We start from the raw sequence: 14,866 nt of genomic DNA, 5'->3' as shown, positions 1-14,866 counted from the left end.
TACTTAAACGTCAAGCCAACGTTCAGTACAAGATACAGTTTTTGCATCTGCATCTAGCTTGACCTTTTTCCCAATGGTTAATGGATGCATGGGATGTGTGTGGCACGTGTCAAATTCAGCTAGAATCGGAATTGGCAGTCCATCTAGCTGTTCTAACAATAAATCCATAGGTTGTTTGCCGGTCCCTAAATCATCATATAATTCGTGTTTCCCCAAAATGATGCCCGCAACTTTTTCAAAGACACCATGTACTTTTAGCATAGCAAGGTTTTTTTCCACCACAGATGCCGTTTTCATACAGTCTTCAATTAGTAAAATATCCCCGTGCTTAAACTCAGGGAAATACGACGACCCGATAAAGCCGTACATCGTATTCAAATTCCCTCCAATCAGCCGTCCTTCTGCAGCTCCTCCGTTCCCCGTCACCCATTCATTTGGATACAACTTTTTCTCAGTCGTCTTCTCCAACCAGTTGACCGGTTCGTCGGACCAATAGTCAGGCATTGGTACTTCATAAGGAATGACACTTTCTTGCATAAAATACTGCTCGAAATAGCGATACGTAACATTGACTAGTGGCTCAAATTCCCCGAATGACGGAACCAATGCGGGTCCATAAAATGTAGGGATACCTGTTTTTGCATAAAGCGCGAGTAGTATCGCTGTGGTATCCGAATATCCAACTACAAGTTTGGGGTTTTGTTTAAACGCTTCATAGTCAATATAGGGCAACATACTATTTGAATTGGTGCCACCAATTGTGGACATGATCATGGTGACATCTGGATCTCTAAGCAACTCGTTTAGTTCCTCTGCTCGCTCTTTTGGTGTGCCAGAACGGTATCCTTCGTCTTTCCCTGTTAAATTCCCCTCTCTCACGATGAATCCTTTCGACTCCAAAAACGCTTTTGCCCGTTTATAGCGTGGTTCTGCATTCACAGTAGCAGGTGATGATGGGGAGAAGATTCCGATTGTATCCCCTTGTTTTAATCGCTTCATTTTGTGTACTCCTCTCCTTATAAATTGTTCATCTTATCTGCAATTGTACGCAAGATTTGATTTTTTTCTTTCTGTAATTTAATGAAAGTAATTAGAAACCAAATGATGAACACAAATGGTACAAGCCAAAAAAGTAGTGAAAGGATTGGGAGTACAGAAATCATATTTTCCATAAGAATTCCTCCTTCCTATTTAAAAGCTCATTCAGATATTTTGGTGTATGTATAGAGAATCTAAAAACTGTTATCCGAATGTTAACTCTTTTATTCCGGATAATTATACCATATTTCTATCTAGCAACACTTAATAATTGGAAAATATTTAGCACATACTCCCTACCAGATGATGAATCTCAATACTGGTAGGGAAAAAGTTTCGCAGCGATTCAATTGTAATGATGAGTTTATGTAGCGTTCATATTGCGGGAGTACACTGAAGGTAATCAATAACGGAGGTGTTCACCATGCAAATGGCGTGGAAAGAAGTTAAAAAAAGTAAAATGAAGTTCCTGATACTCGGTTCGATTATCTTTTTGGTTAGTTTCTTGACCTTCATTATCTCTGGGCTTGCGAACGGATTGTCTGAAGACAACGCTGCTCTTATTAAAAATGTCCCCAACGGGCAGTTCTACTTAAATGAAGATGCAAAACAAACATACAACCTTTCTAAAATCGATATCGATCAGCAAGACAAATTGCTCGCAGACTATAAAGGCGCCACTGCAATGTCCATTCAAATGGGCTTTGTCAACGATACAGATGACAAACAGCATAGTGTAGCGTTTGTGACTTCCACTGACAGCGAACTATTCCCGAATGTCAAAGACAATGAAGTTGTACTGGATGCTTCCTTGAAAGACGATGGGATTAAAGTCGGTGACATTCTGACAAATAACCAATTCAGCGGAGAGTTCAAAGTCGTTGGATTCGCAGAAAAGCAAACGTATAGCCACGCACCTGTTGCGTTCATCAGCATGAAAAACTATCAAGAAATTTACCGTGTGATGGAAATGCAGACGGTATTCATCCCAGGATCGGACAGTCCTGATTCCATCAAGGGACTTGAATCATTCAATAACAAAGAATTCTTGAATACGATTCCGAGCTATGGCGCAGAACAAATGTCCCTCAACATGATCATTTGGTTCCTCGTTGTGATCAGCGGTATGCTGTTTGCGATTTTCTTCTATATGATGAACGTCCAGAAAATCGGATTGTATGGCATATTGAAAGCGATTGGTGTGAAGACCATTTCACTGTTTAGCATGATGTGGTACCAAATGTTACTTATTACAGCTGTTTCGCTCGTATTATCCGTTGGGCTCAGCCAAGTATTCAGTATGGTAGCTCCCGCAGGTATGCCGTTCAGCTTACCAATTGAGACTTCATTATTACTGTCTGGTGTATTCTTAGTCATCGGATTCATCGGAGCAACTATTTCAGGATTCCAAATCAAAAAAGTGGAGCCGTTGCAGGCAATCCAACAAGGAGAGATGTAAGATGGCGATTTTCACAATTGACGATGTCGAAAAAACATTCAAAAGTGGTGATGTCAGTGAGAAAATCTTAAAAGGTGTCGATCTTGACTTGAACGAAGGCGAAATCACAGCACTCGTTGGTCCATCAGGATCTGGTAAATCGACGATTTTGACGATTGCCGCTGGACTGCAAAAAGCAACTGGTGGGCAAGTGCTTTTTGAAGGTAAAGACATGACTCAGATGAGTCAAGAAGAAATTCGTAAAATCCGTTCAAGTGAATTCGGATTTGTGTTCCAGTCATCGCACCTTGTTCCCTTTTTGACGGTTGAAGACCAATTACTGCTCATGCTAGATGTCGCTGAAACGAAGTTAAACAAGAAGCAACAGAAGCAAGAAGTGTCGAAAGTGCTGGATCTTGTCGGCATGTCACACAGGAAAGATGCCTACCCTTCTTCCCTCTCTGGTGGCGAAAAACAACGTGTCGCAATTGCACGAGCAATCATCCACCAACCGAAAATGCTATTTGCGGATGAACCAACAGCGAGTCTCGACTCTAAACGTTCCAAAGAGGTAATGGAAATCATCCGGAATCTAACGAAAACGTTGAAAATCACTACCCTTATGGTCACTCACGATGAAGATATGTTACCGTATGCAGACCGTATTGTTACGATGAAAGATGGTTTGATTGAATAATTGAGCAAACCCCTTTGCCTGACGTTCAGGACAAGGGGTTTTTGGGTAGTATAGAAGAGAGGGCATGAACCCAGCAGATTCATACTAACTTCGACATAAATCTGGTAGTATGGATACCATTATCAGAAGGAATAGGAGGCAAAAAAATGCGCAATATCTTCACGATTTTTAAGCGGGATGTGCGCAACATCTCAACAAACTGGGTCGCCGCAGTGCTGATTGGCGGCTTAATATTCCTGCCTTCTTTGTACGCATGGCTCAATATTTATGCCTCTTCAGATCCATATGGCAGAACCGATAAATTGCCCATCGCTGTTGTTAATGAAGATAAAGGAGCGGATGTGCAAGAAAAACACATTGACACGGGGAAAGAAATCGTTTCGACACTCAAGAAAAATCCATCCATGGAGTGGCACTTTGTATCTCGAAAAGAAGCGATGGATGGAGTCGAGTACGGCGATTATTTTGCTGTCATGGTGTTACCGAAGAACTTGTCAGAACAACTTGCGTCAGTTGTATCCGGCAATCCTCAAAAAGCCGAAATCGACTACTTTGTGAATGAGAAATTAAACTCCATCGCACCAAAAATCACTGAAAAAGGTGCAACGGTGATTGTCGACCAAGTTAGTAGTCAATTCGTTTCCACTGTGAACGGTGTCATCTTTGACATGCTAAACAAACTTGGCCTTCAATTAGAACAAGACTTACCGGACGTTCAAAAATTCGAAAACTATGTGTTTGAAGCTGAAAAAAGCTTGCCAGAAATCTATGACCTTCTCAATCGAGGATTAGGTGATGCTACAGATGCACAAGCCATCATCCACGAAGCACAAGGCAAGTTGCCGGAAGCGAAACAAATCACAGACGATGGGCTTGGCCAAATCAATCGAACCGTTGGCTATTTAAACGAAGCTGAACAGAAGTTAAATGAAATGTCTCCAAAAATTAAAGCCGATTTGAAAAAAGTAAGTGATATTTCTAACGAAGCAAACGATTTTTTGAAACAGTTACAAGGCGTTCAAATGGATTTTACTGAACTCGATAATGCGAAAAAATCATTGGACGAGCGGATGTCAGCAAGTATTGAACGGGTCGACGGTGTCAAGCAAGATCTTGTTCGTTTGCAGGAATTAGTAGAACAGTTACCGACACCGGATGAAAAACCTGATAGTGAACAACAAACGGCTCCCTCCTTATCATCCCCCGACCTGTCTGGCAAACTGGATGATGCGATTACAAAAACAGACAATCTGAAAAAGTTGTTACAAGAAGCACAAACGAATGCTCGTACAGTGAACAGTGTCGTTACAGGTAAAGCTGAGGAATTGGACCAGGCAGTCGATGATTTACAAAAAATTGCCGGAAATACATCCGTTGAATTGGATGCATTCATGAAAGAATATGTGAATACGATTGAACCGACAGTTAAAAAAGAAGTCGCTACAGCAAAAGACACGCTCGGAAAGGCTAAAGGACTTCTAACCGAAATTCAATCCACCCTTCCAAAAGTGCAAACGATTCTTGGCAACTCAGATCGGGAATTGGCTGAAGGAAAAGAAACAATCGAAAAAGCTGTAACTGAGTATCCGTACGTTTCTGAAAAAGTGAATCAGTTAGCGGAGAAAATCCGCAGCATTCAAGGAGAAACGGATATTAACCAAATCATTCAATTGCTCCAAAATGATCCGAATGCTGAAAAAACGTTTTTTGAAGAACCAATCCAATTGAAGGAAAATCGGTTATACTCGATTGAGAACTATGGGACTGGTATGACGCCATTCTATACAGTGCTCTCCCTCTGGGTCGGTTGTCTTCTTCTCATTTCTTTACTATCTACTGATGTGCACGGAGAGGAGTTTACAACACGACAAGTCTATTTCGGACGTCTCCTGACATTCGGTTTGATCGGCTTATTGCAAATGTTCATTGTAGTTGCGGGAGACCTGTTGTTGCTCGATGTTCATATCCGTGAACCGTTTTGGTTTGTCGTATTCGGAGTGATTATTAGCCTGGTCTTCATGTCAATTGTCTACACGCTCGTTTCTGTGTTTGGTGATGTCGGTAAAGCCATGGCGATTGTCATGCTCGTTTTGCAAATTGCAGGCTCTGGGGGAACGTATCCGGTTGTACTGCTACCCGACTTTTTTGGAATGATCAACCCATTCCTACCATTTACGTATGCAATTGACGTTATGCGTGAGGCAGTTGGCGGCATCGTTTGGGAACGAGTCGCTAAAGACTTGTCATTCCTTGCTTGCAGTTCGATTGCATTCATCCTGTTCGGTGCACTGCTCAAGGCGCGCATTAATAAAGGAACGAACAAGCTATTGAAAAAATCGAAAGAAGCTGGGATATTCCATTAACTCAAAAAGCACTTCAGTCCTGTCGCTATGACAGCTGAAGTGCTTTTTGTATATACACATGTCTAGGTTTCAAATCTGAAGAGAGTGCCTAACACTGCCCCAAAGATTGCATGACCCAGTAACCAGTATAGAAGCGATAACCCATCCGTAATCTCTGGTGTTCTATCGGATAATGCTGTTGTTGGAAATAAAGATATCCCAATGATGACACTACCCACCGTACAAATCGTAATTGCTCTTTTTTCCCACGATGGACGCAACCTGTACATCAAATAAAACCCAAGTGCAACCGAAACCGAGACTACAAGGTGAAAGAGCACTTCTATCCATTCCTGGAACGCGATATCTCCTACAACAGGTATGTAATCGACATTGAGCAAGAATGTGTATACTTTTTCACCTGTTGCAGACTCTATCCATTTAAACAGAAATGTTAGGATGAGTCCTCCAATTAGACCGTAGCCAGCTGCCCAAAGAGTGCGTTTCATGCTTGCCCCTCTTTCCTTCCTTTTATGAGCGCATATGCATCAAGAGCACGTGATCGAGCGGCAGAATGGTCAACAATTGGGAACGGATAAGTCTCACCGAGAACAATCCCTGCTTCAACCAAGACATCTTCAGGGGCAATATGCGGTTCATGGAGAAATACATCTGGAAGCGCAGCTAATTCAGGAACCCACCTTCTAATATAAGCTCCCTGTTTATCGAATTTCTTACTTTGCATCGTCGGATTAAATATTCTAAAATACGGAGCTGCATCAAATCCAGAGCCTGCTACCCACTGCCAACCTAATGTGTTGTTAGCGACGTCAAAGTCGACGAGTGTTTCACTGAACCACTTCGCCCCAATACGCCAATCAATGAGTAAGTGTTTGATGAGGAAGGATGCGACAACCATTCTCACACGGTTATGAATGGTACCTGTCTCCAATAATTCCCGCATTCCTGCATCAACGAGCGGGTAGCCAGTCTTCCCCTCCTTCCATGCGGTCAGTCCTGCTGAATCTTCAAGCCAAGGAAAATGGAGAAACTCTGAACGTAACGATCTCTCTGTAATGTCTGGAAAATGAAACAGTTGGTAGTGCGAGAACTCTCTCCAAGCAAGCTGTCTGAGAAACGCTTCTGGTTGTGGGGCAATCCCCTCTTCCTGCGCATTTCTCACGGAGTGCCAAAGAGCTCGGATGCTTATATTACCGGAAGCTAAAAACCCGGACAGTCTGGAGGTGCCGTTCAATGCTGGGAAATCACGCTTAGCGTCATAATACTTAAGTCTCTTGTCACGAAAGTTGTCCCATTGTTCAAAAGAAGCGGTTTCACCTGGTTTCCATTCTTCTTGAAGTGAGGCATCCCAGTCAATCGAAGACCGTAAACCTGATTGTTCCAAAGGGATAGTCCCTGGATACCCCTGGAACCAACTCGTCAATGTAGTGGGAGCTGCAATCGGCCAAGGAATCGTCTGTTGTTGCAAAGATTTCCAAAACGCACCAAATACTTTATACGGTTGACCAGCTCCTGTTATTAAAATGGTAGGATCCAGCAACATATTCGGTGGGAAACGTTGAATGTCCACCTCCGATAACGATTCCAATTGAAGCAAGTTGACCTCTTCTCTTCGGGAAACAGGATCTACTTGACCATTGAAGAATAGAGCATCTGCTTGTGTTTCTTTTGCGAGTCTTGATAGGACTCTTGAGGCGGGGCCTTTTAAAATTGTCAATGCATTCCCCAACTCTAAGAGCTGTTGCTCAAGTTGCTTAAGGGATTCATACACCCACCAATCAGCAGCCGTCGGGGACGTATGGTCCGGTAGAACGAATACGGGGAGCACTTGACCACATTCTGACGCTTCTTTTAAAGCAGGATGATCATGCAAGCGCAAATCATTTCTGAACCAGACAATTGTTTTCAAAAAAACCCTCCTAAAAAAGGACCGCTCACTATAGCGGTCCTTGAATTATTCCTATTATAGCGGTGATAGGGCTGGTTTTCCAAAAAAGTAACCTTGAAACAGCTGGTAGCCTTTCTCCTTTAACCACTCGAAATCTTCTTCCCGTTCGATTCCTTCAGCAAGTGGAACAGAACCGCTCTCTTTAGCTTTCGTCAAAAACATCTCTGCATTCTCTTGTTTTTTTACGTCCAATGAGACACCGTCTACAAATGATCGATCCAGCTTCATATAATGAGGTTTTAAATCGGATAATAACTCCACTGTACTATAGCCTTCCCCTACATCATCAAGTGCATAATTGAACCCTTTGTCACGATAATATCTTAATATTTTTTTCAAGTGCTCAACATCATCTACTTTGTCTGTTTCGACAACTTCAAAGACAAGTTGAAATGGGTCGATATTGAACTGTTCTGCTACTGCAACGGTCGATTGCAAACAAAACTCAGGTGAATAAATGGACGTAGGTACAAAGTTAATGAATGCTTTTAGATTAATAAGAGGTGCTGCATGACGAACTGCAGTAATCCGACATAACCGATCGAGTGCATAAAGTCTTCCACGAGCTCTAGCCGCAGCAAATGCTTCATCTGGATAAATCATCCGACCTTCAGGCGAATGGAACCGAGCTAATAGCTCGTAGCCGAAAACAGAGCATTCTGCGTCCACAATAGGCTGATAAAAGGAAATCACGCGTTCTTGTTGAATGAGGTCATCAATCCACTGAGAGGTGAACACTTCATCCACTTCCAAGAGGGATCTCCACGGTGCCTCTCCAGATATCCGAAAGTATAACTTTTTCACATCTAAAAAATCCCGAGCAAAGTCAGTTAAATCTCGGAGACCAGCTTCATTAACAGTAAATACAGAGCTATTCTCTCCGTCAAAAGCACCCAGAACATGCAGGCGTTCCATGTGTTCTTTTAGCATTTTGTGTTGTGTTAGGTCATCAACCTTCACTTCTATTTGTAAGTCGGTAACTATACATGCCGTTTTGCAAGTCAATTCAAACCCTCCGTCCTATTCCACATTTCGAATCACCCAATTTATAACTAATTGTAATCGATTACTCCTAGTTGTGGCAAGCATCAGACTACGAAATGCCTATAATAAACTGAAAATAACAGCATGCCCCATGGTACTTTTAGGGGCATGCTGTCATTCAACACTTATATATCGAATTACGTAGGTAGACCTGTTCCCGTTGTATCCGTACTTTTAGACTTTGGTCGTTCCGTTTTCACTTCAACAGTGGTATCTATTTCAGATTCTATCGTCTTCCCGAGCATATAATATTCCGTTTCTTCCTGAGTTAGACTATTATAGCGCTTTTGGATGACACTATAGAAAATACCTCCAAGTACTGCCCAACAGACTAGTAAAATATAAGATGGGGTTGTCAGTGCAGCTGGAGAAAATGGAATGAGCAATAATAGTAAGAACGCGATACTAGCTACAATTCCGAATAACGCGAGTCCTTTTTTAATAGGAGCGATTTCACGATTGGCTTCTTCAGCTCCCCAAGCAAGTACTTTATATGCCGCGATGCACGTAAATAAGTACGCTACAGATACTCCTGTAGAAGACATGTCCACAATCCAAGTAAGCGCTTGGCGCCCGAACCAAGGAGTTGGAAGAGTAATGAGCGTTACAAACCAAATGCCCCAAATAGGCGTCTGGTTCTTCTTCGAAATCGTTCTAAACATGTCAGGTAATGCTCGCGCCCGAGCCATGGAGAAAAGAAGTCGACTAGATGACATATAGAATCCGTTTAAACCAGTAAAGATTCCCATCATGATGGCAACTGCCATAACTATGAGTCCACCAAATCCGAGTGCGGAATTCACAACTTCACCTGTCAACCAAAGGCTACCATCACCTATTGATGAACCTGTAGGGAATGTCCAAGCCGTAAGTCCAATCATTACAGCATAAATAAGGAATGATGCAAATAATGAAGCTACAATGAGCATCGTCGCTTTTCGTGGTGAAAAATTAAACTCTTCTGCCGCTTGAGGAACATTGTCGAATCCAACATATGCCCAAGGCGCAATCGCCAATATGACAAGAATCGATGTCAGAATCGACTGGTTGCCGCTGAAAAGCGGTTTCATATTTTCAATTGGGGCTTCGGTTATGCCAAATGTAAAGGCACCGAGCACCACAACCCCAGCAACTAATAGAATGCTAAAGTAAAACTGAATTCGTCCTGAGATGTTTGTCCCTGTTGTATTAACGAAAGCAAACAACAAGATGATTAGTGAAGATATAATGACTTCCGGTAAATAGACATCCCAGCCAGCAACACTATATAGATAGAATTGCTTCATAAAACCGGGTGCTAAGAACTTAAGAAGTAGTGAAAATGCGGAAGCGTTTAATGCAACGATTGATATGTATCCAAGTGATAAAAACCAGCCGCATATAAATGCCCAAATTTTACCCGCTGCGATAAAGGCATATGTGAATCCGCCTCCGGACACTGGGAATTTCTTAATCATAACCCCGTAGCTTGATGCGATGACCATCATCACTAGCGCTCCGATTAGCAAACCGATCATGGCGCCTAGTGGTCCAGATTCACCTATCCAATCACCTGGAAGGATAAAGGCTCCCCACCCAACTGATGATCCTAGCGCAATCGCGAAGACCCATGATGGTTTAAGCGTTTTCGTTAACTTTCTGCGCTTTTGATGCGCATCTGTCTGATCCATGTGTAAGTTCCCCCTAAAAAATCTTTCTTAGATTTATTCCCTACTCGTCAGAACTAAAACCTATTATTCTGTAAAAAATAAAATTGGAAATCACTACATCTAAATGTGTAGTTAAGAAATTGTTATGAGAAGGACCAAAAGGTTTCAGAAAAAATGGCACGGGTATTCTCAGACTAGCAACGAAATCTAGTATTAAAATTCCAGGAGGCGGTTCAACATGGTAAAACGACAAGTAGTAGGCTACTATGAAAGTGAAAATGATGCGATTCTTGCAATTGAAGACTTAAAACGACAAGGCTATTCTTCAGATGAAATTTCAGTTATCAGTAAAGAGCGCGAACACGTTAACACTGTAGTTGAAGAAACTGGAACACACGCAACGGATGGCGCGGCAACAGGAGCGGCCACGGGTGGTGTCTTAGGTGGGCTTGGAGGTGTACTAGCGGGTATCGGTGCGCTTGCGATTCCTGGTATCGGACCTATTATCGCTGCAGGACCAATTGTTGCAGGAATTACGGGTGCTGCTGCAGGTGCGGGTGTTGGTGGATTAGCTGGTGCACTCATCGGTATGGGGATTCCTGAAGAAGAAGCATACCAATACAATAATCATTTCGATGAGGGTAAAATTCTCGTTCTTGTAGATGGGGATTATCCACGTAGAGCGGATCATGATCTAGATGAATACAACCGTACCCTTTTATAAGGAAGCGATTCTCTCCCCCCTTTTCGATTTTCTGAAAAGGGGGTTTTTGTGTGGACATCGAAAAACGGTGCGATGCGTGCTATACTGTAGCAATGGCATGGAAAGAACGGAGGCGGAATGGAATATGCAATATAATCAGCAAAAGATGGCGCAGCTTGTGAAAAAGGAGCCTGAGCTATCTACACGGTTGACTCAGATTATGAAGGAACACGAATTGGAGCGGGCTTTTGCGTTGAAGGCGTTGTATCACGCGGAAGTAAAAGATAGCGGACGGTTTATGAAGCCGTATCAGGAGTTGTAAGACAAAAAAGCACAGACATCCCATTTTTGACGGGGTGTCTGTGCTTTTTCAATTAGTATAAATTGAAGACAGTGTTGACTTCCACTTCAGACGGACGCTTTCCGCGGGCTCGAACTCAGCCTCCTCGATCACTTCGCTCACTGCGGGGTCTTCGTTCTTCGCTGATTCCGCAGGAGTCGCCGTCTTCCGTTTCAATCAACGGAGATTGTTAACGATAGCATATTCATCTGCAACAGTACTTAATAGTAAGGAGAGATTAAGAGATAGACTAGTACGCCGGTGAAGCTGACGTAGAGCCAGATGGGCATTGTGAAACGGACGATTTTTCGGTGACGTTCGATTTCTCCGTTCCATGCACGTGCTACGCTCGTTAAAGCAAGTGGTACGATTGCTGCTGCTAATAGGATGTGAGTAATTAGAATGAAAAAGTAGAATCCTTTCATGAATCCGCTGCCGCCGAATGGTGTCGATTCCGCCAAGAAGTGATACATTACATAGGTGATCAGGAAGAAGAATGTCGTCACGAATGCTGCGTATATGAATCGCTTATGTACCGTGATATTGCGTTTTTTAATGGCGATCAAAGCCCCTACTAGAAACAGGAATGTAAAGGTATTGAAGATCGCATTGAGCATCGGAAGAATTGTAATATCAAATGCGTCAAAATTTTCAACTCCAGGTATTCCTGAAAGAATCCCAATTGCACCGATTAGAATGACCGATACAATGATGATGAACGGCTTATAATTCCGCTTTTTTATAGGCGTTTCAATTGTAGAAGACGCGTTTTTCAACGTTACCACTCCATTGCTAGTAAATTGTCGTACCTTTCCAGTTTACCATACGTGGAAAGGCCGAGCCACTTCACTTCAGCCTAAAGTGCGTGCTAAGAATGCTTTTGTTCGATCATGTGTCGGATTTGTTAACATCGCGGTCGGCACGCCTTCTTCGACAATCTGCCCATCTGCCATGAATAATGCTTTCGTTGCGACATCTTTCGCAAACGACATTTCGTGTGTCACGACAATCATCGTCATATTCTCTTCCGCTAATTTTTTCATAACTTCGAGCACTTCCCCCGTCAATTCTGGATCGAGTGCAGATGTAGGTTCATCGAACAAAAGAATCTCAGGTTCCATCATAAGCGCCCGTGCAATTGCAACACGTTGCTTTTGCCCACCTGACAAATTAGCAGGATACGCATCGACTTTATCTGCAAGACCGACTTTAGTTAGAAGTTCTGTAATCCGTCCAGCAAGTTTCTCTTTTGGCTCTCCCTTAACAAGTTTAGGAGCAAGCGCCAAGTTCTGTTTTACAGTTAAGTGTGGAAACAAGTTGAAGTGTTGAAACACCATACCGATCCGTCTACCAATCTTTCTGATTTCAGGAGTGCTCGCATAGACCCCTTCATTTACGAGCGCTTCCCCGTCGATTCGAATGGTTCCCCCTTCAATCTCTTCAAGGTGAGCTAGACTTCTAAGCATCGTACTTTTCCCTGAGCCGGATGGTCCAATGACCGCTACAACCTCGTTTTTCTCTACCTGGAATGTGATCTGTTTCAAGACCTCTATATCTCCAAATGATTTTTTCATATCGACTACTTCAATTAATGCCATTGCTTTTCACCTTCCTCATACATAATGGAATCGTCGTTCCAACCACTTGAACACGAGTGTCAAAACCGCTGTAATTAGTAGATAGATCACGCCTGCCATGACAAATGGAACAATCGTAAAGTCGCGGTTGACTGCCGTCTGCGCAAAGTGGAGTAGTTCCGGAACAGCAACAGCATACAACAACGCCGTATCTTTCACGAGTGTCACCGATTCATTCGCAAGAGCTGGAAGCGCAATGCGAATCATTTGAGGAATGACAATCCGTGTCGTCGTCTGCCACTTGTTCAACCCGAGTACTTGTGCTGCTTCATACTGTCCTTTATCAATAGATAGTAGACCACCACGGAAGATTTCTGCGAAATATGCTGCATAATTCAGTACGAAAGCGAGCGCAGCCGCAGCGAAGCGATCCATAACTAAGTATTCCCCGATGACCGGGATAAGTGGCAACCCGAACACGAAGAACAATAATTGCAACAAGAGCGGCGTTCCTCGCATGAGATAGATATACGTGTTCGCTAACCACGACAACGGTTTAAACTTGCTGTTAACCGCGAGTGTTAGTAAGAATCCGAGTGGGATCGAAGCAACGATTGCGATTACAAACAATAGAATCGTTGCCCGTGCCCCTTCGAGCATTGGCTTTAAAATCGATAACAAATAATCTGGTGACATTGTAACCCCTCCAACCTAACTAGAAACCGTGACTTACTTTAGTACTTTGTTTTCACCAAACCACGTTTCGGAAATTTGTGCAGCTGTTCCATCTTCATTCATCGTATCTAATGCATCTTGCAGTTTTTTCAATAAATCCTCGTTACCCTTTTTCACTCCGACACCGTATTCTTCAGGAGCAAGCGTTTCGTCGAGTACTTTAAATTTACCTTCTTCTTTGGACATGTAGTAGTCGATTACGACCTCATCGATAATGACTGCTTCTACTCGTTTACTCTTCAAATCAGAAAGTGCTAAAACGTTATCCGCGAATTCCGTCTTGTTCTTAACTTTATCTGCGATTGGATTTGCTTCTAATGCATCAGCTGCTGAAGACAACGCTTGAAGACCAACTGTTTTACCTTCGAGATCACTAAGTGATTGAATGTTTGAATCTTTAAGCACTGCAACTACCTGAGCGTTGCTTAAATATGGTTTTGTAAAGAGCACTTTCTTCTTACGATCGTCTGTAATCGTATACCCGTTCCAGATAAGGTCGATGCGTCCACTAACCAATTCTGTTTCTTTCGCCTTCCAGTCGATTGGCTGAAACTTCGCTTTCATGCCCATGTGTTCAGCTGCAGCTTTCGCATAGTCGATGTCAAAACCAGTAAGCTCATTCGCTTCATCTCGAAATCCCATTGGTGCGAATTTATCATCAACCCCGATGACTAATTCTTTTTCACCGTTTGTTGCTTCTTTAGAATTCCCGCATCCAGCTAAAAGTGCAATGATACCAAATCCGGCTAACACAACCTTCATTTTTTTCATTTTCATATTGTTTTCCTCCACTTCATCGCTTTAGTCTGTTAAAGTAATAATAGAATAGCACACAATTCAAAGAATGCAAAGCATTAGCTATGAAAAAACTGATTCTTTTTTTGAAACCGTTTCCACTGAAATTCGTATATACTAGAAAAAACAGGAAGGTGGTTTGACTATGGATCCTTTTAACGATTCGTTTTTTGGCGGAGTTCCTATTTTCTTCGCAATTTTCTTCTGTATTATAGTAGGAATAATTCTTTTTACCTTCATAAAAGGAGCAGCGGAATGGGGGAAAAACAACAATTCCCCTCAACTCACTGTTGCTGCACATGTGAAAACGAAACGAACGAAAACGTCCGGTGGAACTGGTGACACAGGAGCGAGTACTTACTACTATGTGACGTTTGAATATGAAAGTGGCGACCGACAGGAGTTTCAAATGAGAGGTAATCAGTATGGCATGTTAGCCGAAGGTGATATTGGAAAATTAACTTTTCAAGGTACTCGTTTTCTTGGATTTGAACGTGTACATTCTTAAAAAAACGGTTCCCCATCTATTGGAGAACCGT

Annotated in this window: 16 protein-coding genes; 6 read left to right on the top strand and 10 right to left on the bottom strand. The window is 42.6% G+C overall.

All coding sequences use genetic code 11. From position 1 onward, the window contains the following. Positions 1-3 precede the first annotated feature (3 nt). Together N693_RS0108845 and N693_RS20380 are read right to left on the bottom strand one after the other, a co-directional pair. Positions 4-999 carry a S66 peptidase family protein gene (locus N693_RS0108845; RefSeq protein ID WP_025784432.1) on the bottom strand — a complete coding sequence of 332 codons (996 nt, stop codon included), beginning with the start codon at positions 997-999 and terminating at the stop codon, positions 4-6. A 17-nt stretch (positions 1,000-1,016) separates the two neighbouring features. Further along, positions 1,017-1,172 (bottom strand): hypothetical protein, encoded by a 156-nt coding sequence (locus N693_RS20380; RefSeq protein WP_172643579.1) that lies wholly within the window; start codon positions 1,170-1,172, stop codon positions 1,017-1,019. Between the two features lie 290 nt (positions 1,173-1,462). Between N693_RS20380 and N693_RS0108835 the strand changes: the two genes are divergently transcribed. The 3 genes from N693_RS0108835 (at position 1,463) to N693_RS0108825 (ending at position 5,536) form a co-directional block, all read left to right on the top strand. Continuing rightward, positions 1,463-2,497 carry an ABC transporter permease gene (locus N693_RS0108835; protein WP_025784431.1) on the top strand — a complete coding sequence of 345 codons (1,035 nt, stop codon included), beginning with the start codon at positions 1,463-1,465 and terminating at the stop codon, positions 2,495-2,497. Between the two features lies 1 nt (position 2,498). Next, the gene (locus N693_RS0108830; RefSeq protein WP_025784430.1) at positions 2,499-3,173 is read left to right on the top strand and encodes an ABC transporter ATP-binding protein; all 675 of its coding nucleotides are present in this window, start codon (positions 2,499-2,501) and stop codon (positions 3,171-3,173) included. A gap of 146 nt (positions 3,174-3,319) precedes the next feature. Next, positions 3,320-5,536 carry a YhgE/Pip domain-containing protein gene (locus N693_RS0108825; RefSeq protein WP_025784429.1) on the top strand — a complete coding sequence of 739 codons (2,217 nt, stop codon included), beginning with the start codon at positions 3,320-3,322 and terminating at the stop codon, positions 5,534-5,536. Positions 5,537-5,598: 62 nt separating this feature from the next. Here the strand turns inward: N693_RS0108825 and N693_RS0108820 are convergent, their stop codons facing one another. The 4 genes from N693_RS0108820 to N693_RS0108805 all read right to left on the bottom strand — a co-directional run bounded on the left by N693_RS0108820 (position 5,599) and on the right by N693_RS0108805 (position 10,198). After that, positions 5,599-6,024, bottom strand: coding sequence for a hypothetical protein (locus tag N693_RS0108820; protein WP_025784428.1), 426 nt, complete (start codon positions 6,022-6,024; stop codon positions 5,599-5,601). Continuing rightward, positions 6,021-7,445, bottom strand: coding sequence for a deoxyribodipyrimidine photo-lyase (locus N693_RS0108815; protein ID WP_025784427.1), 1,425 nt, complete (start codon positions 7,443-7,445; stop codon positions 6,021-6,023). The genes N693_RS0108820 and N693_RS0108815 overlap by 4 nt, the downstream gene beginning before the upstream one ends. 54 nt (positions 7,446-7,499) lie before the next feature. Then, a complete protein-coding gene (locus tag N693_RS0108810) occupies positions 7,500-8,489 on the bottom strand; it encodes an EAL domain-containing protein (RefSeq protein ID WP_025784426.1) in 990 nt (329 codons plus the stop codon). A gap of 176 nt (positions 8,490-8,665) precedes the next feature. After that, on the bottom strand, positions 8,666-10,198 hold the full coding sequence (locus tag N693_RS0108805; protein WP_025784425.1) for an APC family permease: 1,533 nt from the start codon (positions 10,196-10,198) through the stop codon (positions 8,666-8,668). Positions 10,199-10,415: 217 nt separating this feature from the next. Between N693_RS0108805 and N693_RS0108800 the strand changes: the two genes are divergently transcribed. Both N693_RS0108800 and N693_RS20375 read left to right on the top strand, forming a co-directional pair. After that, entirely contained in the window at positions 10,416-10,901 is a 486-nt protein-coding gene (locus N693_RS0108800; RefSeq protein WP_025784424.1) for a general stress protein, read from the top strand. Positions 10,902-11,025: 124 nt separating this feature from the next. Next, on the top strand, positions 11,026-11,202 hold the full coding sequence (locus N693_RS20375; RefSeq protein WP_172643578.1) for a hypothetical protein: 177 nt from the start codon (positions 11,026-11,028) through the stop codon (positions 11,200-11,202). Between the two features lie 239 nt (positions 11,203-11,441). Here N693_RS20375 and N693_RS0108790 read toward each other — a convergent pair whose 3' ends face one another. From N693_RS0108790 to N693_RS0108775, 4 genes are all read right to left on the bottom strand, one after another. Continuing rightward, the gene (locus N693_RS0108790) at positions 11,442-11,996 is read right to left on the bottom strand and encodes a DUF420 domain-containing protein (protein ID WP_025784423.1); all 555 of its coding nucleotides are present in this window, start codon (positions 11,994-11,996) and stop codon (positions 11,442-11,444) included. A 75-nt stretch (positions 11,997-12,071) separates the two neighbouring features. Next, a complete protein-coding gene (locus N693_RS0108785) occupies positions 12,072-12,818 on the bottom strand; it encodes an amino acid ABC transporter ATP-binding protein (protein ID WP_025784422.1) in 747 nt (248 codons plus the stop codon). A 15-nt stretch (positions 12,819-12,833) separates the two neighbouring features. Next, positions 12,834-13,493, bottom strand: a complete 660-nt coding sequence (locus N693_RS0108780; protein ID WP_025784421.1) for an amino acid ABC transporter permease — start codon at positions 13,491-13,493, stop codon at positions 12,834-12,836. A gap of 33 nt (positions 13,494-13,526) precedes the next feature. Beyond that, the gene (locus N693_RS0108775) at positions 13,527-14,303 is read right to left on the bottom strand and encodes an amino acid ABC transporter substrate-binding protein (RefSeq protein WP_025784420.1); all 777 of its coding nucleotides are present in this window, start codon (positions 14,301-14,303) and stop codon (positions 13,527-13,529) included. Positions 14,304-14,472: 169 nt separating this feature from the next. Here N693_RS0108775 and N693_RS0108770 point away from each other — a divergent pair, with 169 nt between their 5' ends. Continuing rightward, the gene (locus N693_RS0108770; protein WP_156028896.1) at positions 14,473-14,835 is read left to right on the top strand and encodes a DUF2500 domain-containing protein; all 363 of its coding nucleotides are present in this window, start codon (positions 14,473-14,475) and stop codon (positions 14,833-14,835) included. The last annotated feature ends 31 nt before the right edge of the window (positions 14,836-14,866 follow it).

The sequence above is a fragment of the Sporosarcina sp. D27 genome (genome assembly GCF_000586555.1).
Classification (GTDB): Bacteria; Bacillota; Bacilli; order Bacillales_A; family Planococcaceae; genus Sporosarcina.
The sequence above is the reverse complement of the archived record's forward strand: the minus strand, read 5'-3'. Positions and strand labels throughout refer to the sequence as shown.

Bases quoted from the DNA above. Each gene is read 5' to 3' on its own strand.
- N693_RS0108845 (WP_025784432.1), bottom strand. From the start codon at position 999: ATGAAGCGATTAAAACAAGGGGATACAATCGGAATCTTCTCCCCATCA.
- N693_RS20380 (WP_172643579.1), bottom strand. From the start codon at position 1,172: ATGGAAAATATGATTTCTGTACTCCCAATCCTTTCACTACTTTTTTGG.
- N693_RS0108835 (WP_025784431.1), top strand. From the start codon at position 1,463: ATGCAAATGGCGTGGAAAGAAGTTAAAAAAAGTAAAATGAAGTTCCTG.
- N693_RS0108830 (WP_025784430.1), top strand. From the start codon at position 2,499: ATGGCGATTTTCACAATTGACGATGTCGAAAAAACATTCAAAAGTGGT.
- N693_RS0108825 (WP_025784429.1), top strand. From the start codon at position 3,320: ATGCGCAATATCTTCACGATTTTTAAGCGGGATGTGCGCAACATCTCA.
- N693_RS0108820 (WP_025784428.1), bottom strand. From the start codon at position 6,024: ATGAAACGCACTCTTTGGGCAGCTGGCTACGGTCTAATTGGAGGACTC.
- N693_RS0108805 (WP_025784425.1), bottom strand. From the start codon at position 10,198: ATGGATCAGACAGATGCGCATCAAAAGCGCAGAAAGTTAACGAAAACG.
- N693_RS0108800 (WP_025784424.1), top strand. From the start codon at position 10,416: ATGGTAAAACGACAAGTAGTAGGCTACTATGAAAGTGAAAATGATGCG.
- N693_RS20375 (WP_172643578.1), top strand. From the start codon at position 11,026: ATGCAATATAATCAGCAAAAGATGGCGCAGCTTGTGAAAAAGGAGCCT.
- N693_RS0108785 (WP_025784422.1), bottom strand. From the start codon at position 12,818: ATGGCATTAATTGAAGTAGTCGATATGAAAAAATCATTTGGAGATATA.
- N693_RS0108780 (WP_025784421.1), bottom strand. From the start codon at position 13,493: ATGTCACCAGATTATTTGTTATCGATTTTAAAGCCAATGCTCGAAGGG.
- N693_RS0108775 (WP_025784420.1), bottom strand. From the start codon at position 14,303: ATGAAAAAAATGAAGGTTGTGTTAGCCGGATTTGGTATCATTGCACTT.
- N693_RS0108770 (WP_156028896.1), top strand. From the start codon at position 14,473: ATGGATCCTTTTAACGATTCGTTTTTTGGCGGAGTTCCTATTTTCTTC.